This window comes from Reyranella sp. CPCC 100927 (genome assembly GCF_007859315.1).
GTDB lineage: Bacteria > Pseudomonadota > Alphaproteobacteria > Reyranellales > Reyranellaceae > Vineibacter.
This window is the reverse complement of record NZ_VOHA01000003.1, coordinates 273,783-295,285: the sequence shown is the minus strand read 5'-3', so window position 1 is coordinate 295,285 and position 21,503 is coordinate 273,783. Positions and strand designations below refer to the sequence as shown.

19 protein-coding genes are annotated in these 21,503 nt (G+C 66.4%); 3 read left to right on the top strand and 16 right to left on the bottom strand.

The features are described 5' to 3' along the window. Nucleotides 1-3: 3 nt before the first annotated feature. The 10 genes from FQU96_RS10835 to FQU96_RS10790 form a co-directional block, all read right to left on the bottom strand. Complete coding sequence (locus tag FQU96_RS10835; protein WP_146541016.1) at nt 4-375, bottom strand: DUF3060 domain-containing protein; 372 nt, start codon at nt 373-375, stop codon at nt 4-6. 161 nt (nt 376-536) lie between these two features. After that, complete coding sequence (locus FQU96_RS10830) at nt 537-1,412, bottom strand: TauD/TfdA family dioxygenase (RefSeq protein WP_255467954.1); 876 nt, start codon at nt 1,410-1,412, stop codon at nt 537-539. A 46-nt stretch (nt 1,413-1,458) separates the two neighbouring features. Next, on the bottom strand, nt 1,459-2,160 hold the full coding sequence (locus FQU96_RS10825) for an SDR family NAD(P)-dependent oxidoreductase (protein ID WP_146541014.1): 702 nt from the start codon (nt 2,158-2,160) through the stop codon (nt 1,459-1,461). Between the two features lie 101 nt (nt 2,161-2,261). Then, entirely contained in the window at nt 2,262-2,456 is a 195-nt protein-coding gene (locus FQU96_RS10820; RefSeq protein WP_146541012.1) for a hypothetical protein, read from the bottom strand. A gap of 104 nt (nt 2,457-2,560) precedes the next feature. After that, nucleotides 2,561-3,367, bottom strand: coding sequence for an ABC transporter permease (locus tag FQU96_RS10815; protein WP_146541010.1), 807 nt, complete (start codon nt 3,365-3,367; stop codon nt 2,561-2,563). Beyond that, the gene (locus FQU96_RS10810) at nt 3,364-4,185 is read right to left on the bottom strand and encodes an ABC transporter permease (RefSeq protein ID WP_146541008.1); all 822 of its coding nucleotides are present in this window, start codon (nt 4,183-4,185) and stop codon (nt 3,364-3,366) included. The genes FQU96_RS10815 and FQU96_RS10810 overlap by 4 nt, the downstream gene beginning before the upstream one ends. 27 nt (nt 4,186-4,212) lie before the next feature. Then, nucleotides 4,213-5,232, bottom strand: a complete 1,020-nt coding sequence (locus FQU96_RS10805) for an extracellular solute-binding protein (RefSeq protein WP_178130446.1) — start codon at nt 5,230-5,232, stop codon at nt 4,213-4,215. 25 nt (nt 5,233-5,257) lie between these two features. After that, on the bottom strand, nt 5,258-6,223 hold the full coding sequence (locus tag FQU96_RS10800; protein ID WP_146541004.1) for an ABC transporter ATP-binding protein: 966 nt from the start codon (nt 6,221-6,223) through the stop codon (nt 5,258-5,260). Further along, nucleotides 6,223-7,530 (bottom strand): aspartate aminotransferase family protein, encoded by a 1,308-nt coding sequence (locus FQU96_RS10795; protein ID WP_146541002.1) that lies wholly within the window; start codon nt 7,528-7,530, stop codon nt 6,223-6,225. Before FQU96_RS10795 ends, FQU96_RS10800 begins: the two co-directional genes overlap by 1 nt. 114 nt (nt 7,531-7,644) lie before the next feature. Beyond that, the gene (locus FQU96_RS10790; RefSeq protein WP_146541000.1) at nt 7,645-8,592 is read right to left on the bottom strand and encodes a LysR family transcriptional regulator; all 948 of its coding nucleotides are present in this window, start codon (nt 8,590-8,592) and stop codon (nt 7,645-7,647) included. 121 nt (nt 8,593-8,713) lie between these two features. Between FQU96_RS10790 and FQU96_RS10785 the strand changes: the two genes are divergently transcribed. After that, entirely contained in the window at nt 8,714-12,292 is a 3,579-nt protein-coding gene (locus tag FQU96_RS10785; RefSeq protein WP_146540998.1) for an ABC transporter ATP-binding protein, read from the top strand. A 27-nt stretch (nt 12,293-12,319) separates the two neighbouring features. Here the strand turns inward: FQU96_RS10785 and FQU96_RS42160 are convergent, their stop codons facing one another. Then, a complete protein-coding gene (locus FQU96_RS42160; RefSeq protein WP_178130445.1) occupies nt 12,320-14,107 on the bottom strand; it encodes a hypothetical protein in 1,788 nt (595 codons plus the stop codon). Nucleotides 14,108-14,153: 46 nt separating this feature from the next. On the opposite strand from FQU96_RS42160, the gene FQU96_RS42155 reads away from it, so the two are divergent. After that, complete coding sequence (locus FQU96_RS42155) at nt 14,154-14,375, top strand: hypothetical protein (protein ID WP_178130444.1); 222 nt, start codon at nt 14,154-14,156, stop codon at nt 14,373-14,375. 10 nt (nt 14,376-14,385) lie between these two features. Here the strand turns inward: FQU96_RS42155 and FQU96_RS10765 are convergent, their stop codons facing one another. Beyond that, on the bottom strand, nt 14,386-14,811 hold the full coding sequence (locus tag FQU96_RS10765; protein WP_178130443.1) for a phasin family protein: 426 nt from the start codon (nt 14,809-14,811) through the stop codon (nt 14,386-14,388). 225 nt (nt 14,812-15,036) lie between these two features. Here FQU96_RS10765 and FQU96_RS10760 point away from each other — a divergent pair, with 225 nt between their 5' ends. Then, entirely contained in the window at nt 15,037-15,588 is a 552-nt protein-coding gene (locus FQU96_RS10760; RefSeq protein WP_146540988.1) for a carboxymuconolactone decarboxylase family protein, read from the top strand. 48 nt (nt 15,589-15,636) lie between these two features. On the opposite strand, the gene FQU96_RS10755 is transcribed toward FQU96_RS10760, so the two are convergent. From FQU96_RS10755 to FQU96_RS10740, 4 genes are read right to left on the bottom strand one after another with little or no spacing between them, the layout of a single operon-like run. Beyond that, a complete protein-coding gene (locus FQU96_RS10755; RefSeq protein WP_146540986.1) occupies nt 15,637-17,754 on the bottom strand; it encodes an HlyD family efflux transporter periplasmic adaptor subunit in 2,118 nt (705 codons plus the stop codon). Then, nucleotides 17,754-19,130 (bottom strand): efflux RND transporter periplasmic adaptor subunit, encoded by a 1,377-nt coding sequence (locus FQU96_RS10750; protein WP_146540984.1) that lies wholly within the window; start codon nt 19,128-19,130, stop codon nt 17,754-17,756. Before FQU96_RS10750 ends, FQU96_RS10755 begins: the two co-directional genes overlap by 1 nt. Nucleotides 19,131-19,134: 4 nt before the next feature. Continuing rightward, nucleotides 19,135-19,956, bottom strand: a complete 822-nt coding sequence (locus FQU96_RS10745; protein ID WP_178130442.1) for an efflux RND transporter periplasmic adaptor subunit — start codon at nt 19,954-19,956, stop codon at nt 19,135-19,137. A 9-nt stretch (nt 19,957-19,965) separates the two neighbouring features. Further along, on the bottom strand, nt 19,966-21,471 hold the full coding sequence (locus FQU96_RS10740) for a TolC family protein (protein ID WP_146540980.1): 1,506 nt from the start codon (nt 21,469-21,471) through the stop codon (nt 19,966-19,968). Nucleotides 21,472-21,503 lie beyond the last annotated feature (32 nt).

The window sequence follows — 21,503 nt, the reverse complement described above, 5'->3', positions numbered from 1 at the left end:
CCGCTACAGTGCCGGCACGGCCTTGCTGCCGGCACCGGTGATCGAGATCGCGGGCTTGCTGCCGGCCGGCGACTTGTAGCGTATGTCGTTGCCGGCGCCCGTGATCGTGATCCGGGCGCCCTCGGCAAGCTCGACCGTGATGTTGTTGGCGGCGCCGGTCACGCTCACCGTCTTGCAGGGACCGGTGACCTTCAGCGTGTTGGCGGCACCGATGACGGAAAGGTTGCCCGCGCCGCTGCACTGCAGGGTCGCGGTGTTGCCCGCTTCCTTGATGACCAGGTCGCCGGCATCCGGCCGCGGGCCCTGGGCCATGGCGCCGGAAACAGCAGTCATGATGATGCAGGCACTCAATGCGCCGCACAGACGATCACGCATGGGACGACCTTTCAGCAGGGGACGCGCAGCACCACGCAGCCGGTGGTGGTGCGCCACGTGCTACATGCCATCCCGTCCGGATCGACACCAAACGAAAATGTCAGCCCGCGCGGATGTGAAATTTCATCCGCGTGACGCTACGCGCATGACGTGCCCTGCTCTCACACCGGACGGTCGCCCTTGATCGTCACGCGAAAGCCGGAGCGCACCTGCGGGAAGTAGTCCCACATGGCGATGTGCTGGACGCTGCGGTTGTCCCAGAACGCCACGGAGTGCGGCTGCCAGCGAAAGCGGACCTGGAATGCGGGCTGGGTGCTGTGCTCGAACAGGAAGTCGAGCAGCGCGCGGCTCTCGGCCTCGGTGAGGCCATCGATGTGCGTGGTGAAACCGCGATTGACGAACAGCCCCTTGCGCCGGGTCACCGGGTGCGTGCGCACCACGGGATGCGACGCCTTGGGGAACACCTTGTTGCGGTCTTCGCGTCCGATGAGCGCGTTGGTGCGGCGATAGACGTGATCGCCCGAATGGGTCGCCGTCAGGCCCTCGAGGAATGTCTTCATCGTCGGCGACAGCGCGTCATAGGCGGCCTGCGCGCTGGCGAACAGCGTGTCGCCGCCGACCGGCGGCACGGTGTGCAGGTAGAGAATGCTGCCCAGCGGCGGTTCGATGTCGCACGACACATCGGAATGCCAGTTCTCGCCGGCGATGCGCTTGGACTCGCCGTCGGCGTGGATCGGCAGGATCTCGGGATGTCCCTCGGGCCCCGGCGTGTTGGGATGGATGTGCAGCTCGCCGAAATGCCGGCCCAGCGCCTTGTGGCGCTCGAGCGTCAGCTTCTGATCGCGGAAGAACAGCACCTGGTGCTCGGCCAGCGCCTGGTGCAGCTCATCGACCTGCTGATTGCTCAGCGGGTTCGTCAGGTCGATGCCGCTCACCTCGGCGCCGATCCGCGGCGTCACCGGGGTTACGTCGATCGCGCTGTAGCTCATGTCGGGTCCGTCGGCTGGAATCACTGCGGCAAGTTTGTCGTCCGCCATGGCGGACGACAAACGGCAATTCCTAACAGCCCGGACAAGGAAAACTTTAGAACGTCTCGACCCAGGGCCGCAGCTCGACCTCCCAGGTCCAGGCGCTGCGCGGCTGGCGCAGGACGTGCAGGTAGCTGGCGGCGATGGCGTCGGGATCCAGCATCGAGTCGGGCTTGTCGGCCGGTTCGTCGCGGCCGGGATTGTGGATGCCGCCGTCGATCACGAAATGCGCGACATGGATGCCCTTGGGCGCCAGCTCGCGCGCCATGCTCTGCGCCAGGCCGCGCAAGGCGAACTTGCCCATCGCAAACGGCGCCGACTGGGCATAGCCCTTGACGCTGGCCGAGGCGCCGGTGAGCAGGATGGCACCATGTCCCTTGGGCAGCATGCGCTTGGCAGCCTGCTGGGCGATCAGAAACCCACCGAAGCCGCTCACCGCGATGGCGCGCTGGACATCCGCCGGCACGAGTTCGGCGACCGGGCCGCGGCTGCGGCCGCTGGCGTTGTAGACGACCACGTCGGGATCGCCGATCTTGGCGGCGACGTCGGTAAACAGGCGCGCCGCCTGATCGATGTCGCTGGCATCGCAGGCGAACGTGGCGGCCTTGGTCTCGCGCGCCACGTCGGCCAGCTTGTCGACGTTGCGCGCCGCCAGGGCGACCTGCAGGCCCTCGCGCGCGAACAGCCGCGCCAAGGAGGCGCTCAACCCCGATCCGGCGCCGACAATGAGTGCTCTCTCAAAGCGCGGTGCTGCCATATCCCTCTCCCGGAAAAGATCAGCCCGCAGCTTGTCGCCTGGCACCACCGTCGGCAAACGACAATTCCTAACGCCGGGGAGAAGGAAACTCTTGCGGCCGTTCAGCCGGCGCGCGCGTCATGGCGGTCGTGCAGCAGCGCCCGCTCGTCATCCTGACGTCGGCATTGCAGGCCCAGCACATCGATGCCCAACGCATGGAATTCCTCCAGATGCGCGACCAGCGATGCGTCGTAGCCCAGCACTTCCGGTTCCAGCTGGGGGCGCTTGCGGCAGATCCTGGTGAACATGATGCCCATGGCGCAGCCTCCAAGGCTCGGCGGTCATGGTCACCCTGGCGCCGGCCCCGGCCGACGACAAACGGTCATTCCTAACAATGGGGGCAAGAAAACCTATCAGCGTGCTAGAGCATGGTCGGCCGCAGCTTGCCGGTCCTCTGCAGCAGCACGGCGACCGCGGCCAGCGCCAGCATCGTGAAGGCGATCAGCAGCGTCGCCACCGCCGTGATGGTCGGATTGATCTCCAGGATCAGCTCGTTGAACATGCGTTTGGGCACCGTATCCCAGGTCCCGGCGATGAAGTTGGTGACGATGACTTCGTCGAAACTGCTGATGAACGCGAAGATCCAGGCCGCGAACACATTGGGCGCCAGGTTGGGCAGCACGACCTTGACGATGGTGTAGGCGCGCGAAGCTCCCAGGCTCCAGGCCACCTGCTCGATGCGGAAATCGAAGCTGCGGATCGCCACGGTCAGCACCATGATCACCAGCGGCACGCTGAGCACCGTGTGCGCCAGCACCAGGCCGACATAGGTGCCCAGCAGGCCGATCTTGGCGAAACCCAGATAGAGCGCCACGGCGACGATGATGGTGGGCACGATCAGCGGCGCCACGAAGTTGGCTTCGATCACGCCCTCGCCACGCACCGGTGCGCGGCGCAATCCGTAGGCCGCGAGGCCGCCCAGCAGCAGGGCCAACAGCGACGAGACGAAGGCGACCGACGCCGACGTCGCCATCGCCGACATCCAGCGCGCATCGCCGAAGAAGGCTTCGTACCAGCGCAGCGACAGGCCCGGCGGCGGGAACGTCAGCGCCCGCGCCGAGGAGAACGACATCGGTATCACGATCACCAGCGGCACGATCAGGAAGATCAGCCCGGCAATCCCGGCGATCGCCACGAGCCGTCGCGCCAGGGCGTTGCTGCCGATCATGACTGCACCCGGCGGTCGAAGTGGCGGTAGGCGGCAAAGATCGCCAGCGCCACGATCAGCAGCAGGGTGGAGATCGCCGACGCCTGCTCCCAGCGCGGGATCTCGTTGATCAGCTTGTCGAGCAGGTTGGAGACCATCGACACGCGGTTGCCGCCCAGGATGGCGGGTGTGACGTAGAAGCCGAGGCTGAGGATGAAGACCAGCAGCGCACCGGCCGACAGGGCCGGTATGGTGAGCGGAAAGAAGACCTTCCAGAAGATGGTGCGCGCCGGCGCGCCCAGCGACGCGGCGGCCTGCAGCACGCGATTGTCGATGCGCAGCATGGCGGCGAACAGCGGCAGCACCAGGAACGGCAGCAGCACGTTGGCCATGCCGATGGTCACCCCCAGTTCGTTGTAGAGGAAACGGACCGGCTCATCGATCAGGCCGAGATTGATGAGCGCGCTGTTCACGATGCCGCCGTTGCCCAGGACCACGATCCAGGCATAGGTCCGCACCAGGATGCTGACCCAGAACGGCGTGATCACCAATGCAATCGCCACCAGCTGGGCCCGCGGCGAGAGGCTGCGCATCCAGTAGGCCAGCGGATAGCCGATCAGCACGTTGGCGATGGTGGCGATCAGCGAGATCCTCAAGGTGCTGGCCAGCACCTTGAGGTAGACCGTGGCCTCCAGCAGGTTGCCGTAATGCTCCGTCGTGAAACCGCCCTGCTTCGACCAGAAGCCGAGCGCCAGCATGTAGAGGATCGGCGCATCGAAGACGACGATCATCAGCAGAAGCAGCGGCGCGATGAAGCCGACGGCGGTGCGGGAAGGCATGCCGGAAACCCGATCGTCGACGAGGCGTTACAGGTTCAGGCGGAACTGCTCCCACTTCTTGTCGACCATCTCGCCGTTGTCGCGCCACCACTCGGCGTTCTGCTGCCACTGCACGGACTTGTTGGCCTTGGTGGTGGGGAACTCGTTGATCTTGTCCTTGGGCAGCAGCGCTTCCAGCTCGGGGCTGCAGCCGGTGTAGGACACCACCTCCGCCGCCTTGGCCTGGTTCTGCACCACCGTCATCTCGTGCAGCAGCTTCATGGCCGCCGCCCTCTCTTCCTTGGCGGCACCCTTGGGCACGCAGATATAGGACAGGTCGAACATGCCCTGGTTGAAGGTGAAGGCGATCTTGGGCTGTCCGGCGACGCGGCCCGACCACGAGATCGCGTACTGCACTTCGTTGTCGTTGAGCAGCTGCGGCGGCTGCGCGCCCGCCTTCCACAGCACGGCGATATCGCGCTTGATCGTGCCCAGCTTCTTGAGCGCCCGATCGACGTCGAGCGGAAAGAGCTTGTCGGGCGCAACACCATCGGCCAGCAGCGCGAACGCCAGGCAATATTGCGGGTAGTCCGGCAGCACGCGCTTGCCCGGAAAGTCCTTGGTGTTGAAGAAATCCGCCCAGCTCTTGGGTTCCTTGACGCCCTTGCGCCAGGCCATCACCGTCGAGAAGTACTGATAGCCCAGGCCGAACTCGGTGCGCGCCTCGGGGAACATCGGCTGCGGGGCGATCGCATCCCAGTCCAGCGGTTCGATCAGCTTCAGTCCGCGCGCCTGTGCGGCGCTGTCCGATCCCAGCTCGAAGAGACAGGCCGTGATCTTGCCGCTCTCCACCATGGCGCGCAGCTTGCCCAGCGGGTTGGGATTTTCGCGCACGCAGTTGATGCCGGTCTTGGTACGGAACGGCTTGATGTACTCGTCGATCGATTCGCCCGACTTGCCGCCGGCCTCGATGATGCGGATTTCCTTGACCTGTGCCCGGGCCACGCCACCGATGGCGGTCATGGCCACGCCCGCGGTTGCCAGGTGCGTAAACGCTCGACGCTTCATTCGATCCCTCCCTCGTTGTGATGATCTACGATGGCACAGGCCAGACATCCTGCGATGCCCACGATACCGACACCCTGTCGTTGATGTGAAACGGCGTACCCTCGAAGCGCGCGACGCCGACGATGGCGTTGCCGCCGTCGAGTTCGACATGGTAGCGGATCGATTGGCCGAGATAGACCGCCTCGGCGATCCGCCCGGGCCTGCCGTCGGCGTCGGGGGCTCGCACCTGCACCCGCTCGGGCCGCAGCACGCCCTCGCCGCCGTCGTGCGGCACGAAGTTGGCGATACCCAGGAAATCGGCCACGAAGCGATTGGCCGGCCGCAGGTAGGCTTCCTGAGGGCTCGCGATCTGCTGGATGCGGCCGTCGGCCAGCACCACGATGCGGTCGGACAGCGACAGCGCCTCCTCCTGATCGTGTGTCACCAGGATGGTGGTGATGCCCAGCGTTCGCTGCAGCTGCTTCAGCTCGACCTGCAATTGCTCGCGCAGCTTGCGGTCGAGCGCGCCCAGCGGCTCGTCGAGCAGCAGGATGTCGGGGCTGAAGACGATGGCGCGCGCCAGCGCGACGCGCTGCTGTTGGCCGCCGGACAACTGCGCCGGGCGCCGCTGTTCCATGCCGGCCAGCCGCACCAGGCGCAGGGCTTCGGTCACCTTGTGCCGGGCGTCGCCGCGGTTCACGCCGCGCACGCCCAGCGGAAAGGCGACATTGTCGAACACCGTCATGTGCGGAAAGAGCGCGTAGGACTGGAACACCAGACCGATATTGCGCGCCTGCGCCGGCGCATCGGTGACGTCGCGTGCCCCGATATGGATGCGGCCGTCCGTCGGCGCCAGCAGGCCGGCGATCAACAGCAGCAGCGTACTCTTGCCCGAACCGCTGGGCCCCAGAATGGTGAGGAACTCGCCCTCGACGACGTCGAGGTCGACGGCGTCGGCCGCCCGCAACGCGCCGTAGTGCTTGCTGACGCCCTGGAGGCGGATGCCGCTCATCAGCTGTGGAGCCGTGCCATGGCGCGGTCGGCGGCTGACAGGGTCTCGTCGATGACAGCCGTGTCGTGCGCCGTCGACAGGAACCACGCAGAGCGCTGGTTGACGCGTATCCCCTCTTCCTGCAAGGCGCGGCTGAAGGCCGCTGCCATATCGCGATCGCAGGCCGCCGACTCGCGGTAGTGGCGCGGTGCCGCCGCGGTGGTGAAGAACGTCTGGAAGATGGCGGGAAAACCCTGAACCAGGATCGGCAGCCGGTGTTTGCGGCCGAGTTCGGCAAGTCCCTGCATCAGGCGTGTGCCGCAGCGCTCCATGTCGCGATAGGCGGCACCGCCGTCGTGCTCCAGCAGCGCCAGCGCTGCCAGCGCCGCGGCCATGCTCTGAACGTTGCCGTTGTAGGTTCCGCCGTGCATGACGTTGCGGGTCAGCAGGATCTCCATGACGTCGCGCCGCCCGGCAACCAGCGCCAACGGAAAGCCGCCCGCGACAGCCTTGGCGAAAATCGATAGGTCGGGCTTGAGGCCGAAGCGGCCTTGCGCGCCGCCCAAGCCGAGGCGAAAACCGGTGATCACCTCGTCGCAGATGAACAGCGCGCCATGGGCCGTACACAGGCGCTGGACGCCCTCGATGTAGCCGGCCGCCGGCGCGATCACGCCGCCATTGACCATCACCGGTTCCATGATCACGCCGGCGATATCGCCACCGTGGCGCGCGAACAACGCTTCCACCGCCGCCAGATCGTTCCAGCCCAGCACCAGCACATCGTCGAGCGCACCGGGTGCCATGCCCGGCGACTCGGGCACCGCAACGGGTTCGCTCGCCGGCCCGGCTTCGTTGAGAGATGGCCGCACGCTGATGTAGGTCTGATCGGTCCAGCCGTGATAGTGGCCCTCGAACTTCACGATCTTGCGTCGCCCGGTGAAGGCGCGCGCGATGCGAAACGCCATGTGCACCGCTTCGGTGCCCGACGTTGCGAACCGCACCAGCTCGGCGCCGGGAATCAGCCGCGTCAGCGCTTGCGCCAGCGCCAGTTCGCGTTCGTGCTGGGCGGCGAAAACCTGGCCGTCGGCCAGGCTTTCGGCGACTGCCTTCAGCACCGCCGGCGGCGCGTGCCCGAGAATCGCCGGTCCATTGCCGAGGATGTAGTCGATATGGACATTGCCATCGACGTCATACAGACGCGCGCCCTCGCCACGGGCAAAGAACAGCGGCACCGGCGCACTGGCGTAGCGCACGTTGCTGCTGACTCCACCGGCCAGATGACGCTTGGCTTCCTCCCACAGCGCCACCGACCGATCGTAACTCGGCATGATCGCGTTTCCTCCGGCTTCTTCCTTGGGCCATCATTGAGCATAGCGCGGCAGCATCTGCAATCGATACCCGTGCATACCTCGCCCGAACGATGTCGAGATGGTTGAAGGACCCTACGCGCGCGATGCCGCCTGCTTGCGCGGGTGGTCGACGATCGACACGGCGTTCTTGCGGCGCCCTTCCAGCGCCACGCGTTGTTCCTGGAACAACTCGACAACGGCGTCCATGACGAGCCGCACGCGCGAGAGCGTGCGCAGATCGCGGTGCACCAGCAACCACTGGTCGGTCGCAACATCATCCAACACGCCGCCCAACCGCCGCAGATCAGGATCGCCGTCGCCCAGATAGCAGGGCAGCACGGCAAGACCGGCACCGGCGCGCACCACGTCGTGCAGGATCATCCAGTTGTTGACCCGCGCGATCGGCCGTGGCCCACCGAGCAAATCCAGCACCCATTTCTGGCCCGGCATGTAGTTGTGCGCCTCATCGAAACCGGCCCATGGCATGCGCCGCATCGCCTCGCGCGTGGCGCTCGTGCCCGCCACCAGCTGCGCATGACCGTAGACGGCGTAGGACACGCGGCCGAGACGGCGCGTCACGATGTCGGCGAGATCCGGCACCTGCTCGCGGATCATCAGGTCGGCTTCGCGGCGCGAGAGATTTGCCGGCATATGATTCTCCGACAATTCGAACTCGACGCACTTCAGGCCGCGCCTCAGGTATGGCAGGTGCAGCGCCAGGAACGAGATCATCGCTTCACCAGCCGAGATGCGCACGGTGCCTTTGGTGGTATCGGCAACAAGCCCGCTGCTGCGGCGATGGATCGACTCGGCCGCCTGTTCCATGGCCTGCGCATCGGCCATCAGCGCCTCGCCGGCCACCGTGAGCCCGAAGCGATCGGGCAGACGGTCGAACAGGCGGGCACCGATGGCTTCCTCCAGCGCCTTGATGCGCCGCGCGACCGTGGGATGGCTGACATCGAGCTTACGCGCCGCCGCGGTCAGGTTGCCCTCGCGCGCCAGGATCAGAAAGATGCGCAGATCATCCCAGGCCGCGATCATGATCGGAATCTCCGATTGTTCACCTGTTCAGAAATGTACAAGCGATCTTCGATTTTGTCGATTGGCGGAACATCGACGTTCACCCTAGTTTTGCTCACAACGATGGCACTGGAGTCGGTCGATGCATTTCGAGCCGCGTCTGTGGGTTTTCACTGAGGGCGTGCGGTGGCGCATCGCCTGGGCGGTCCTGATCGGCCTGATGGCCGTCGGGCTCGGCGTGGCGCGGCTGGGCCTGCTGGGCTGGCTCATCGGTGAGGTGTTCGCCGGCCGCAACGTCGAGAACCTGGCGCTGCCGATCGGGCTGATTGCCGTCGTCATGGTGCTGCGCGGTGCCTTCGAGCACTGGCGTGCGGTGGTGGCGCACGAGACGGCCGCGCGCGTCCAGAAGAAGCTGCGCCGCGCGATCTATGACCAGATCGCGGTGCTGGGACCGGGTACCGTGGGTCGCCAGCGCTCGGGCGCCCTGACGCTGTCGCTGACCGACGGTGTGGAGCAGCTGGAAGTCTATTTCGGCCAGTTCCTGCCGCAGTTCCTGATCTCGCTGCTGACCCCCATCCTGATCTTCGCCGCCGTTGCCTTCATCGACCTGCCGGTGGCGGCCGTGATGCTGGGGTTCGCGCTGATCGCACTGTTCGCACCGGCGCTATGGCACAAGCGCGACGTCGCCAACGCGCAGGGCCGACAGAAGGCGTACGCCGCCTTCGCCGCCGAGTTCCTCGACTCGATCCAGGGGCTGGCCACGCTCAAGGCCTTCGGCCAGAGCCAGGCGCGCGCTGACAAGCTCGAGGTCGAAGCGCGCGATCTCTTCCAGCGCACCATGTGGGTGCTGGGCACCAACGTGCTGGCCCGCGGCATCACCGACAGCGCCATCGCCTGCGGCGCCGCCGCGGCCCTGGCGCTGGGCGCCTGGCGCGTCGATTCGGGTGCCATGGCGCTGACGCCGCTGCTGATCATCCTGATGCTGGGTGTCGAGATCTTCCGGCCCATGCGTGAATTGCGGTCGGTGCTGCACCAGGGGATGGTGGGCATGTCGGCGGCCCAGGGCATCTATCGCGTGCTCGACGACAAGCCGATCGTGCCCGACGCACCGGCCGCCGGCACGACGGCGACGCTGGAACCTACCATCGCCTTCGACGGCGTCCGTTTCCGCTACCCCGGCACGCGGCGCACGGTGCACGAGGCACTTGATTTCAAGGCTTCGGCGGGTGAACGCGTCGGCCTGGTCGGCTCGTCCGGCGTCGGCAAGTCATCGATCGTGCGCCTGCTGCTGCGCTTCTACGATCCCGACGCCGGCACCGTTCGCATCGGCGGTCACGACCTGCGCAGCCTGCCCTTCGAACGCATCCGCTCGATGATCTCGGTGGTGAACCAGGACACCTTCCTGTTCCACGGCACCATCGAGGACAATATCCGCATGGGCCGGCCGGATGCATCGCACGCCGACATCGAAGCCGTGGCGCGGGCTGCCAACATCCATGATTTCGTGATGTCCCTGCCGCAGGGCTACGGCACTGTTGTCGGTGAAAAAGGTGTCAAGCTGTCGGGCGGACAGCGGCAGCGCGTCGCCATCGCGCGCGCCCTGCTGCGCGATACCCCGATCCTCGTGCTCGACGAAGCGCTATCGGCGGTCGATGCCGAGAACGAGGCCGTGATCCAGGAAGCGCTCGACCGCCTGATGCGCGGCCGCACGACGTTGATCCTCGCCCACCGGCTGTCCAGCGTCATCGACTGCGACCGCATTCTGGTGCTCGATAGCGGCCGTGTCGTCGAGAGCGGCCGCCACGATGCCCTGATGCGCCAGGGCGGCGTCTATGCCCGCCTGATGGCGGAACAGATCAACGAGGCGACCACCGACGTCATCGATGCCTCGCCAACCCGCACCAGCGTCGAGGCCATGGCCGGCGGCCAGGCCGGCACGGCGAAGGTCGTCACCGAAGGCGTGATCAAGGCGGAAGGCCTGGGCTGGTATCAGCTCGTCAGCGAACTGATGAAGCTGATCATGCCGTGGAAAGGCCGCCTGACGGCGACCTTCGTCTTCGGCGTCCTGCGCGTGCTGGCTTTCATCGGCGTCGGTGTGCTGAGCGCACTGGTGGTGCTGGCACTGAAGAACGGCCAACCCTATGCGCCCTATTTGTGGGCGCTGGCCGTCGTCGCACCGCTGTCGGGCCTTCTGCACTGGCTGGAATCGTGGATCGCACACGACATGGCGTTCCGCCTGCTGGCCGAGATGCGCATCGACGTGTTCCGCAAGCTCGATGCGCTGGCGCCGGCCTACCTGGTGCGGCGGCGCACCGGCGACCTGCTGGCGCTTGCCACGCATGACGTCGAGCTGGTCGAGTATTTCTTCGCCCACACCGTCGCGCCGGCATTCGTCGCCGTGCTGGTCCCGGCGGCCGTCCTGGCCGTGCTGGCATCGGCCAGCGGCTGGCTGGCACTGGCGCTGGTGCCGTTCCTGCTCGCGGTCAGCGTCAGCCCGTTCCTCATGCGCAAGCGTGTCGATCGCCTGGGCTCGCAGGCGCGCGAAGCTGCCGGTGAGCTCGGCGCCTTTGCTGTCGACTCGGTCCAGGGCCTGGGCGAGATCGTGGCGTTCCAGCAGGAACGCAACCGCGGCCAGCAGCTCGATGCCCTGTCGGACCGCCACATCCGCCTGCGCCTGCCCTTCTTCAGCGAGCTCACCCTGCAGCACAGCCTGCTCGAGGTGTTCACCGGCCTGGGCGGCCTTGCCGTCGTGGTCACCGGCGCCGTGCTGGCAACGCGTGGAACGATCGATCCGGCACTCCTGCCGTTGCTGACCTTGCTGGCGATGGCTGCGTTTCTGCCGGTGTCGGAGATCGCGCAGGTCGGACGCCAGCTCGCCGACACCCTGGGTGCCACGCGGCGCATCTATGCACTCACCAACGAACCCGTACCGGTGACCGACGGGCCGGGTGTGCCGCTGCGCGCCGGCGCCGTGGCCCTGTCGCTCGACGATGTCGGTTTCACCTATCCCGGCCAGCACCGGCGGGCCCTCACCGGCGTCAGCGTCGGCATCCCGGCCGGCAAGACGGTGGCGCTGGTCGGCACGTCGGGTGCCGGCAAGACGACGACAGCCCAACTGCTGATGCGTTTCTGGGATCCGGACCAGGGCCGCATCACCATGGGTGGCAGCGACCTGCGCGACTACAAGCTCGACGACCTGCGCCGCTGCATCGCGCTGGTGGCGCAGGACACCTATCTGTTCAACGACACCCTGCGCAGCAACATCATGATCGCGCGGCCCGATGCCAGCGAACAGGACCTGACGGCCGCTGTCACGCACGCGTCGCTCACAGACTTGGTCGAAGCACTGCCCGATGGTCTCGATTCCCCCGTCGGCGAACGCGGCACCAGCCTTTCGGGTGGGCAGCGTCAGCGTGTCGCCATCGCACGCGCATTCCTCAAGGACGCGCCGGTGCTGATCCTCGACGAGGCGACATCACATCTCGATGCGGTGAATGAACAGGCCGTGCGTCGCTCGCTCGACCGGCTGCAGGCTGACCGCACCACCATCGTCATTGCGCATCGGCTGTCGACCATTCGCGATGCCGACCTCATCGTCGTTCTCGATGAGGGCCGCATCGCCGAAACCGGCACGCACACGAGCCTGCTGGCCAAGGGCGGACTCTATGCGCAGCTCGTCTCGCATCAACTCGCCGCGGCATACGCACCCGCCGCCCAGTAGCCACGACCGTCCAGGAATCCTGAGGCGTCAGGGACCTGCCGCTCCAGCATCGCCACCTGAACCAGCGCCACCACCGCCGCCGCCGACACCAACGCCAACACCAATACCGCCGACGCTGGCGCTGATACCCACGCCGACACCGCCTGGGCCTGCCGACACACCGGCACTCACGCCGACGCCGGTGCCGGCGGCACCGACGGAACCGCTAGCCCCGGCGCCGACACCACCAGGTCCTGCCGAGGCGCCAGCGCCGACACCACCAGGTCCTGCCGAGGCGCCAGCGCCGACTCCCGCGGTAGCGCCGGCGGCACCGGCATTGCCACTCACGCCAGCGCCAACACCGCCAGGCCCCGCCGACGCGCCAGCACTGACGCCGGCACTGACACCAGCAGCGCTGACGCCACCACTCACGCCCGCGCCGACACCGCCCGGACCGGCTGTCGCGCCGGCGCTGACGCCTGCACTGACACCAGCGGCGCCAACGCCGCCGCTCACGCCCGCGCCGACACCACCGGCACCGGCTGTCGCACCGGCGCTGACGCCCGCACTGACACCGGCGGCACTCGCGCTGCCGCTGACTCCGGCGCTCGCGCCTGCGGCGCTGCCGCCATCCCCGCCGCCGGCGCCAGCGCCGCCACCACTACCGGCCCCACCGCCACTGCCACCATCGGCCCCCGTACCTGCACCAGGGCCACTGTTGGCGGCACCGACGCTGGCGCTGACACTCATGCTGGTTCCCGGCCCTATCGTCGCGGGACCACCGATGCCACCGCTGCTACTGCCAACCGACGGACTTGCGCTCGATGATACCGCTGTCGGGCTGGGCGCTCCGATGCCGTGAACGCTGGAGATCGGCCCTCCGCCATACAGTCCGTAGTCCTGGAACGGATCCAACGCACGGTGGCGCGACGCCCTGCCCGCTGTCGGAACATCGTGCACGTCCGTCGTGGCGATCGGCTCCGGAACGCCCGCATTGGGGCGCTGCGGTGGCCTTCGGGCAAGCGCGGGCGCCGGCGGTTGCGGCGCAGGACGTGGCGCGTTGATCTTGAACACCGCCGCCGGCCTGGTATCGACCGGTTTCGGGGGCGCCGGTGGAGAGGGCACCGCCAGCACGTCCAGCGGTATCGTCGTTCTGCTCGACACACCCGGACCCGATGCCGGGCCAGGCGGCGCGACCATGGCCGTGACCGTCGCTTTCGGCACGGCGCCGTTCGGACGTGGCACACCCGACACAGGCGCTGATGGCGCATCGGCGGGTGTGAAGCTTCTGTCGGCGGTGCCGGACTCCGGTGATGTCGGATGAGGGCGAGCAGCGAGTGCCACCGGCAGAGACGGTTCAGGCAACGGCCGGACCGGCATGCCGATGATCAGCCTGATGGCCAGGTCGACGGGAAGAATCGCGATATCGGCGATGCCGGGTTCCGATATCAGGCGCGGCGGCGATACGAACGGTATTGTCGCGGCCGCTTCGGTCAGCAGGGCTTCCGGATTGCCCAGAAACAGCGTCGGCGGCCGATCAACCGGCAGGATGGTCCGATCGGAGACGCCGGGCTGGGACTCCGGTGCGCCCGGTGTTGCGGTTGCAGCAACGGCGGTATCGTCCTCGGACGCCGGCCGGCCCGGCGCCTTCTGCCCGGGGAACGTCCGCAAATCGACGGATGTGGCCGCCGTGCCGACGTCGCCGGCGGCAGTGTCGGCGGCCTGCGGCGGCCCCAATCGTCCGGCAACAAGCCCGACGACAATCACCGCATGCAGGACGACAGAGCCGATGACCGGGAGCGAAAGGCTCCACGACAGTCGCTGCGCATTGAACATGACAACCCCGACCGCAAACGCTCGCACGTCGAGAGGATATCAACGCATGCGCGGATGGATGCTGGAGATGTGTCGTGTCGTGCCGATCGTCATGCCAGCGTCACAGCTGACCCGCTGCGTCATCGATATGCGCGATGCCGTTGAAATCCGGCGCATCGCGAATTGCAGCGATACCTTAAGAGCAAATACGGGAGCGCCTCGTCACCGCTTGATCACAGCGGTGAGCGGCGCGATCGGCATCGCGCCGGGTATCCACGTCGGTGGTTGAGCGATGCGCGCTACTTCTTGGGATCGACGGTTCCGCGAATCTCCTCGAGGCTCTCGCGCAGGCGATCCTGGACGATCTTGGTGGCCTCGGCGCCTGACTTCTGTATCAGGTCGGCGATATCGCGTGTGTGCTGCATGGCGGCTTCAAACGCCTTGCGCGCGAACTCGGTCTGCTTGGCGATCACTTCCTGCGGATTGCCTGTCGGTTTGAAATCGTGCACCAGCGCGGTGACCTCGGTGAACGCTGCCTGCGCGATTTCGGCCTGCTTGCTAGCCACGGCGCCGACGCCCGATGACGTCGCCTGCGCGGCGCGAACCATCGCGTCCATGTTCTTGCGGTGGCCTTCCATCAGTCGCTCGAGATCGACGCCCGGCACTTTCAAATCCTGCGCCAGTTTGTTGAACATGTCGAAAAACGATGAGGTCTGATCGGCCATATCTGCCTCCCTGTAGCCAATCCCCTTGTACGCCGGTTTGCAGCATCCGGCCACCGGCCGAGGGCCTGTCCTGAATCGCCCCGGGCGGCGTCCCATGATGCGCCCGATCGGTGATCTTGCCAGGCGGTATTGGAACGACAAGTGCGGCATGGGCGGGATTTGCCACCCTACCGGATTGGGTTATAGCGACCGGGTGACTGAACAGAGTGGACGCGGAGGAACCCGGTGATCAAACGCACGCAACGCATCCCGATGCGTGATCTGGCGACCATGGCAGCCGAAGATCGCGAGACCGTCGAGAAGAACGCGATGAACGGCCAGATCTTCAATATCTTCAAGGTGCTGGCCCACCATCCCAGGCTCGTCAAGCGATGGACGCCGTTCGCCGGGCACATCCTGTCCAAGCAGACCCTTCCCTTCCGCGATCGTGAACTGCTGATCTTGCGAATCGGTTGGCTGAACCAGGCCGAGTACGAGTTCGCCCAGCACGAGTTGATCGCCAAGCGCGGCGGCATCACCGATCAGGACATCGAGCAGATCAAGAAAGGCCCGAAGGGAACCTGGAACGCGCACGAGGCGGCATTGATGCAGGCGGCCGACGATCTGTACGAGAACTCCGTCGTGTCGGACGCCACCTGGGCCGCCTTGTCGAAGACCTATTCGACCGAACAGATGATGGACGTGGTGTTCACCATCGGCCAGTACAACCTGGTCTCCTGGGCGCTGAACAGCTTCGGCGTGCCGCTGGACGACTTCCTGCCCAAGGCCAAGGACTGACCCCCGTCGAGCCAGTGCGGGTGTCCTACCCCGCACTGGCTCTTGGCATCAGAAGCCGCTCTCCCGCATCAGCACCTGGCTGACGCGCCGCAGCAGGCGCATGACAAATGACTCGGGCTCACCGTCGATCACCACGACGCCCCGCAGCAGGTGCCCGACCTGTTCACCGCTCTCCAGCGTCAGGCGCACGCTGAACATCGCCTCGTGCGAATAGATCGCCTTCTTGTCATCGACGACCGCTTCCACCTTGCCGCCATGAGGCTCGGCCAGAACGGGTATGCTCAGTCTGCGGTCCGCCGCGCGATTGATACTGTCGAGCCGCACCTTGGCCAACTCGATCACGCCGTCGTCGGCGATGAATGAGCCGGTCATGCCTTCCTTGAGGCGCCGGACATCGGTCAGCGATACCAGCCCGCGCAGGCGATAGGCCTTGGCGTCGACGAGCATCGCGATCTGATCGCGGGGGCCGATCCACTGGCCGGCCTGAATCTTCCGGTCCAGGTCGCGAACGAAGCCGTCAGCCGCCGCCTTCACGACGAGATCCTGCCGAAGCCGCTCAATTCCGGCCAGGCTCAGCCGTTCCGACTGCAGTTCCTGTTCGGCGACGAGGCGGTCTTCCAAATCGATGGTGCTGCCTGCGATTCGCGCCAGACGCAGTTCGAGCAACGTAATGCGGCGGCGAGAGATCACCGCCAGGCTCTCCAGATCGGGGGCCTGCAGGCGAAGCAACGGCTGTCCCGCCGACACCGCCTCACCGTCCTTGACCAGGATCTCGACGATCTGCGCCGGCGCCGGCACATGGATCGCCTCCAGGCGACCAGCCTCGACGACGGCCGGAATGGTGATCGTCGTGCGCCATGGCAGCACGAAGGCCAGCAGGACGACCAGCAGGCAGCCCCACACCAGCATGGTCTTCGGCCGCAGCCGGGCCTGCTTGCGCATCTTCCACCACACCGACAGTTCGGCCACGACCGGGCGCACGACAAAAAAGCCGATCTCGACGATGAACAGGATGATGCCCACCACTTTCACGATGAAGGCGTAGACGAAGACGGCGATCGCAACGAACAACAGCAGCCGATAGATCCACGTCGCGTAGGCATAGGCGATCAGCAGGCGCGCCAGCGGTGCCGGCAGGTTCTCCGGCGGCGGCGCGCCATGGGCAAACAGTGTCTCGCGCAGCTTCCAGCGGCCATAGGCGAAGCTGCGTGGCTGCAAATTGTAGACGCCCAGCAGATCCGACAGCATGAAATAGCCATCGAACCGCATCAGCGGATTGAGGTTCACCAGCAACGACAGCGTCGGCGCCAGAACCGCGGCCGCAAAGAACAGGTCGCGCACGAATCCGGTGGTCATGAACGCCCAGATCAGCAACGCGACGGGCGCAATCATGATTTCCGCCAGTACGCCCGCCGAGGCGATGCGCCAGCGCTGCAGGCGTGACGGCAGGCGCCAGCAGTCGGTGGTATCGGTGTAGAGAATGGGTGCCAGGACCATGAACACGATACCCATCGAGGCGATCCGGCACCCCAGCCGCTTCGCCACCAGGGCATGTCCCAGTTCGTGAATCGACTTCAGGACGATCAGGCCGCCGGCAAAGGCCAGCAGGCCCTGGATGTCGAACACGCGATGCCACGAACCGGCAAAATCGGCCCATTCGCGCGTCGCCAGATAGATGGCCGCCAGTGTCAGCGCGAGCCAGCACAACCAGAATGTCCTGCTGAACACGAAGGCCGTGTAGCGCGACACCTGCGACAGCCACCGGTCGGGACGCAGCAGCGGAATACGGAAGTAGAGGTAATTGTGCAGCAGCCACTTGGCAGGGCCGGTACGGCGCATGCCCGCCAGGACGAGGTTGCGGCGCCACCCCGTGTTGACGCCGTCGACCGTCAGCTCCTGCGTATCGAGGAAGCGGACCAGGGCCTCGACCTCGTTGTCGTCGATCTCGATATCGAGTTCGGTCCGAATGCTGTCCTGCAGATCGCGGCGGGTTCTGTGGCCCCAACGCGCCAGCATCGCGAATGCGTGCCAGCCGATATGAAAGTAGCGATGCCGAACGGCATCGAAGATGAGGAACGTCGGCTCGCCCGTGGCGTCGCGGCCGCCGTCGAACAGGCGCAGATCCGGCCGCAGCGCGGGCAGCAGAGCGGAGACGGCGGTGTTCATCAGATGCCCAGGCGCTGTCTCAGCGCCGTGATCGGGCGGCGGAAGAGATAGAAGAACAGGCTCACCCGCTCGCCGTAGACCTGGGCCGTGCCGCGTGTACCGATCCGGGGCGCATGCTCGCCATCGAGCGGGATCCGCGCCAGCAGCCGGAAAGCGTACTGGGATTCACCCGTCAGCGTGGCCTGATAGCTGACGCGATACAGTGTTCCTTCCACCGGGTGCAACGGATCGCTGTCGAGATAGAAGACGACCCTGCCGCCCTCCTTGGCGGTCACGATATCGGCCAGCGGCAGGTCGATCTGCAGCTCCAGCCGGCGCGGATCGGCGATTTCCATGATCCGTTCGCCGGTCACCACCGGGCGTCCGATCCAGTCCGACTTCGACGAGTACAGCAGCAGTCCGGACGCCTTGGCACGCACGCTGGCCCGCTCGAGCATCTCCGCCGCGTACGCCGCTTCCGCCTTCTTGACGTCCAGTTCGGCCCGCGCGATCGCTACCTCCTGGTTGTCACGCGCCGAGCCGAAAGCGCCCTGCACCGCCTTGCGATGCTTGGCTTCGGCGACCACCGCATTGCGTGCCGCCACCTCGGCGGCATTGCGCAGCTTGGTGTCGACGAAGGTCAGGATGAGATCGCCCTCCCGCACTTGCGTATTGGGATCGACGGGCAGATCGGCAATGACGCCCTCGACCGGCGCCGACACGACAATCGGTTTTGCCGCGACGACTTCGGCGGGCGCCAGCGCCGTCAGACGCACCGGCAACAGGCAGACCGCGACCAGCCCCGCGACGATGCCGGCGTACAGAATCGGACGCCACTTTCCCCCGGCTTTCCACACCCGGCGGCGCGACTGCAACGTGTCGAGCGCGTGGCCGTAGGTATCCGCCAGCGGTTCCAGCAGCGCCATCTCGTGCTGTCGCCAGGGTGTATCGCGGGCCAGCAGAAGTGCGGTATCGGCGGCAGACCATCGCTGCGGCAGCGGCAGCCAGCACAGATGCTTGAATGGATAGTCGCGCGTGCTGTCGTCTTCCTCGCTGAAGGCGCCCAGCAGGAAGTACTGCGGCTTCAGCCGAGCATCGTCCTGCAGCTTGTTGCGGAAGGCATTCGCCACGTGCTCGAAGCTGCGCACCAGGGGCGCATCGCGCTCGACCGAGGAAATGCTGGAGATCGCCGTGATCCGCGCCCGACCGCCGGCGGTTTCGACCAGGAACGCCTGCCGATAGGGCGCTGCCTTGCGGGTCTCGTTGACGGCGAAGAAACGCAACGCCTGTCCCGAGGTCTGGCGGCGGGCCTGCATTTCAAGCGCCAGCACGACGCTGAAGCGCGCGGCACGGTCGTCTTCCGGGGGCTTCGGCAGCGGCTGGCGTACCGGATCCATCGCCCTACTCCGCCGGCCGGTGCGGCGCCGCTTCAAACACGGCCGTGCCGCTCATGCCGCCGAGCACGTCGGGTGAGCGCGTCACGAATTCACCGGCAATCCGCACCGTCTGGCTGACGGGATCGACGCTGGCGCCGATGCGACGAACCTTTGCCTTGGCTGGTTCCCCGGTCTCGTCGATCCGGAACGTGAAATCGAGGCCTTCGCGGATCCACTTCAACCACCGGGACGGCACGATGATCTGGATCTCTAATGCCGAGTCGTCGACGATGCGCAGAATCGGCTGCGAGGGCGTCGGTGTCTCATACGGTGCCGCCAGACGCTCGACGATCCGGCCGTCGAAGGGCGCCGCGATCGCACAACGGTCGAGCCTTGCTTCCAGGGCTTGTGCATCGGCTTCGGCCTTGTCGGCATCGGCGGCCGCGATCGCGACGGCCAAGGCGCCGGCGGCCTGCCGGCGATGCAGTTCGGCGGCGTTGGTGTGCGCCAGCTTCTTGCCGCGCCAGACCGCACGGGCGGCGTTGGCTTCGGCCTGCAGCTCCTGGCAGTCGAAGCGTATCAGCAGATCGCCCTTGCGGAAGCGGTCGCCATCACGCCAGGGCAGTTCCTGGATCCGCCGGGCCAGATCCGATGTGATCTGTGCCTCGGCCAGTGGCTTGACGACGCCGCGGACACCCTCCCGACCATCGCCGGCAGGCACAACGTCAACCCCGGGCCGCGGCGCCTGGGCGCCGGCCGACGACACGCCGGCAGAACCCGCGGCCAGCAGGATGGCCGCCGCCAGTTGTACGATGGTGAGACGTGTCCGCGATCCGCCGCGTTGCACCACCTTCTCCTAGTAGTCCCGGCCGGCCATGGCCTGGCGCAGGTCGTTTGCGACCTCCGCCACGGGCCGCGTGAGAACGATGTCGGCACCGATCGGATCGAAGCCCATCGACGCCATCAGGTTGGCATGGGCGTTCTGCAGATCGGCATAGGCTATGTCGTGGCGCGCCCGGCTGGCCAGCAGGTTCATCCGCTCACGGATCAGGCTCTGCTCGCCGGTGAAGTCGGTCGCCGCTTCGGCTTGGGTCTGTTTCAGGATACGACCCTGAACGTTCAACAGCTCCGTCGTGGTCTGATAGGCCTGCGTGTACTCCGCCAGGCGCGCCCGGCTCACATGCACCTGCGTCATGATCGCCATCATCACCGCCAGTGTCCGCTCCTTGAGCAGATCGTCCCGCGCGGAAATCGTCGCCTTCTTGCTGGGGTATGTAAAGATGCTCATCAGGTTCCAGCTGGCGCGCGCACCCCAGGCGATCCAGTGGTTATTGTAGAGGAACTTGTTGGTATCGGCATTGACCCCGGCATAGAGATTAATGCCCGGCAGCATGGCCAGGATCGCGGCATCCGCCTCCGACTTGTTGATCCGCATCTCGTACATGACCTGACGCACCTCGGTGCGCTGCTCGAGCGCCGTGCGGATCATGTCCTCCGGAGACATGGCGGGCGGACGCGGCATGGGCGGACGTGCCGGCACCTCCAGCGCGAACGGCGTGTCGGGCGGCACATTGATCAGCGCCGCCAGCTGGGCCCGCGCCACGGCCAGGCTGCGCTCCAGTTCCTGCAGCTCCCGCTTGATCGAGATCAGCTCCCGCTCGTAGATCAGCGCCGGCAACGGCGATGCCTGGCCGGTCGCCGACAGCGAACGTGCATTGCCCAGCGCCTGCTGTACGCCGGCCTCCAGCGTCTTGGTGTCGCGCACCAGCCGCTCGGCGCTGATCGCACGCCAAAAGGCGGTACGCGTATCCTCCAGGATGCGCTGGGCCGCCTTGCGCCGCTGCTCCTCGGCGATCAGCGCCTTGTCGGCCTGCTGCTTGGCGCGAACATAGGACAGGCCGAAGTCGAGGATGTTCCAGCCGAACGTCAGATCGGCCGCCAGTGTGTTCTTCTCGGTCGAGGTCGATGGCTCCAGCGATTGCCGCCCGGTCAGCACGGACTGGCTGCTGGATGCCTGGATGTTGCTGCGGCCGAAATAGTTCGAGTTCGCGACCACCCGTGGCAGCATGTCCATGTTGGCCTGGTCGAGCTCGCGCATGGCCAGCGTCGCGGCCATCATCTCAACCCGGTGATCGAGGTTGAACTTCAGGCTGCGCGCCAATGCCTCGTAGAGATCGATCTTGCCGGTGATCGGTTCGTTGTTGGCGGCGACCTGAGCCATGCGCTCGTTGACGAAGTCCTTGACCTCCGCCTGTGACAACGGTTGCGGGGTTACGGAGCAGCCCGCCGCCAGAAATGCCGCACATGACAACACCGCCACCGGTTTGGCCGCCAACACTGTCATGACATCCCAACTACGCATGGTTTCCCCACTCGTTCGGTTTGCTGATTGAC

What these genes read in the sequence shown, in the direction of transcription:
- FQU96_RS10835 (WP_146541016.1), bottom strand. Translation starts at nt 375, where the DNA reads ATGCGTGATCGTCTGTGCGGCGCATTGAGTGCCTGCATCATCATGACT.
- FQU96_RS10830 (WP_255467954.1), bottom strand. Translation starts at nt 1,412, where the DNA reads ATGGCGGACGACAAACTTGCCGCAGTGATTCCAGCCGACGGACCCGAC.
- FQU96_RS10825 (WP_146541014.1), bottom strand. Translation starts at nt 2,160, where the DNA reads ATGGCAGCACCGCGCTTTGAGAGAGCACTCATTGTCGGCGCCGGATCG.
- FQU96_RS10820 (WP_146541012.1), bottom strand. Translation starts at nt 2,456, where the DNA reads ATGGGCATCATGTTCACCAGGATCTGCCGCAAGCGCCCCCAGCTGGAA.
- FQU96_RS10815 (WP_146541010.1), bottom strand. Translation starts at nt 3,367, where the DNA reads ATGATCGGCAGCAACGCCCTGGCGCGACGGCTCGTGGCGATCGCCGGG.
- FQU96_RS10810 (WP_146541008.1), bottom strand. Translation starts at nt 4,185, where the DNA reads ATGCCTTCCCGCACCGCCGTCGGCTTCATCGCGCCGCTGCTTCTGCTG.
- FQU96_RS10805 (WP_178130446.1), bottom strand. Translation starts at nt 5,232, where the DNA reads ATGAAGCGTCGAGCGTTTACGCACCTGGCAACCGCGGGCGTGGCCATG.
- FQU96_RS10800 (WP_146541004.1), bottom strand. Translation starts at nt 6,223, where the DNA reads ATGAGCGGCATCCGCCTCCAGGGCGTCAGCAAGCACTACGGCGCGTTG.
- FQU96_RS10795 (WP_146541002.1), bottom strand. Translation starts at nt 7,530, where the DNA reads ATGCCGAGTTACGATCGGTCGGTGGCGCTGTGGGAGGAAGCCAAGCGT.
- FQU96_RS10790 (WP_146541000.1), bottom strand. Translation starts at nt 8,592, where the DNA reads ATGATCGCGGCCTGGGATGATCTGCGCATCTTTCTGATCCTGGCGCGC.
- FQU96_RS10785 (WP_146540998.1), top strand. Translation starts at nt 8,714, where the DNA reads ATGCATTTCGAGCCGCGTCTGTGGGTTTTCACTGAGGGCGTGCGGTGG.
- FQU96_RS42160 (WP_178130445.1), bottom strand. Translation starts at nt 14,107, where the DNA reads ATGTTCAATGCGCAGCGACTGTCGTGGAGCCTTTCGCTCCCGGTCATC.
- FQU96_RS42155 (WP_178130444.1), top strand. Translation starts at nt 14,154, where the DNA reads ATGCGCGGATGGATGCTGGAGATGTGTCGTGTCGTGCCGATCGTCATG.
- FQU96_RS10765 (WP_178130443.1), bottom strand. Translation starts at nt 14,811, where the DNA reads ATGGCCGATCAGACCTCATCGTTTTTCGACATGTTCAACAAACTGGCG.
- FQU96_RS10755 (WP_146540986.1), bottom strand. Translation starts at nt 17,754, where the DNA reads ATGAACACCGCCGTCTCCGCTCTGCTGCCCGCGCTGCGGCCGGATCTG.
- FQU96_RS10750 (WP_146540984.1), bottom strand. Translation starts at nt 19,130, where the DNA reads ATGGATCCGGTACGCCAGCCGCTGCCGAAGCCCCCGGAAGACGACCGT.
- FQU96_RS10740 (WP_146540980.1), bottom strand. Translation starts at nt 21,471, where the DNA reads ATGCGTAGTTGGGATGTCATGACAGTGTTGGCGGCCAAACCGGTGGCG.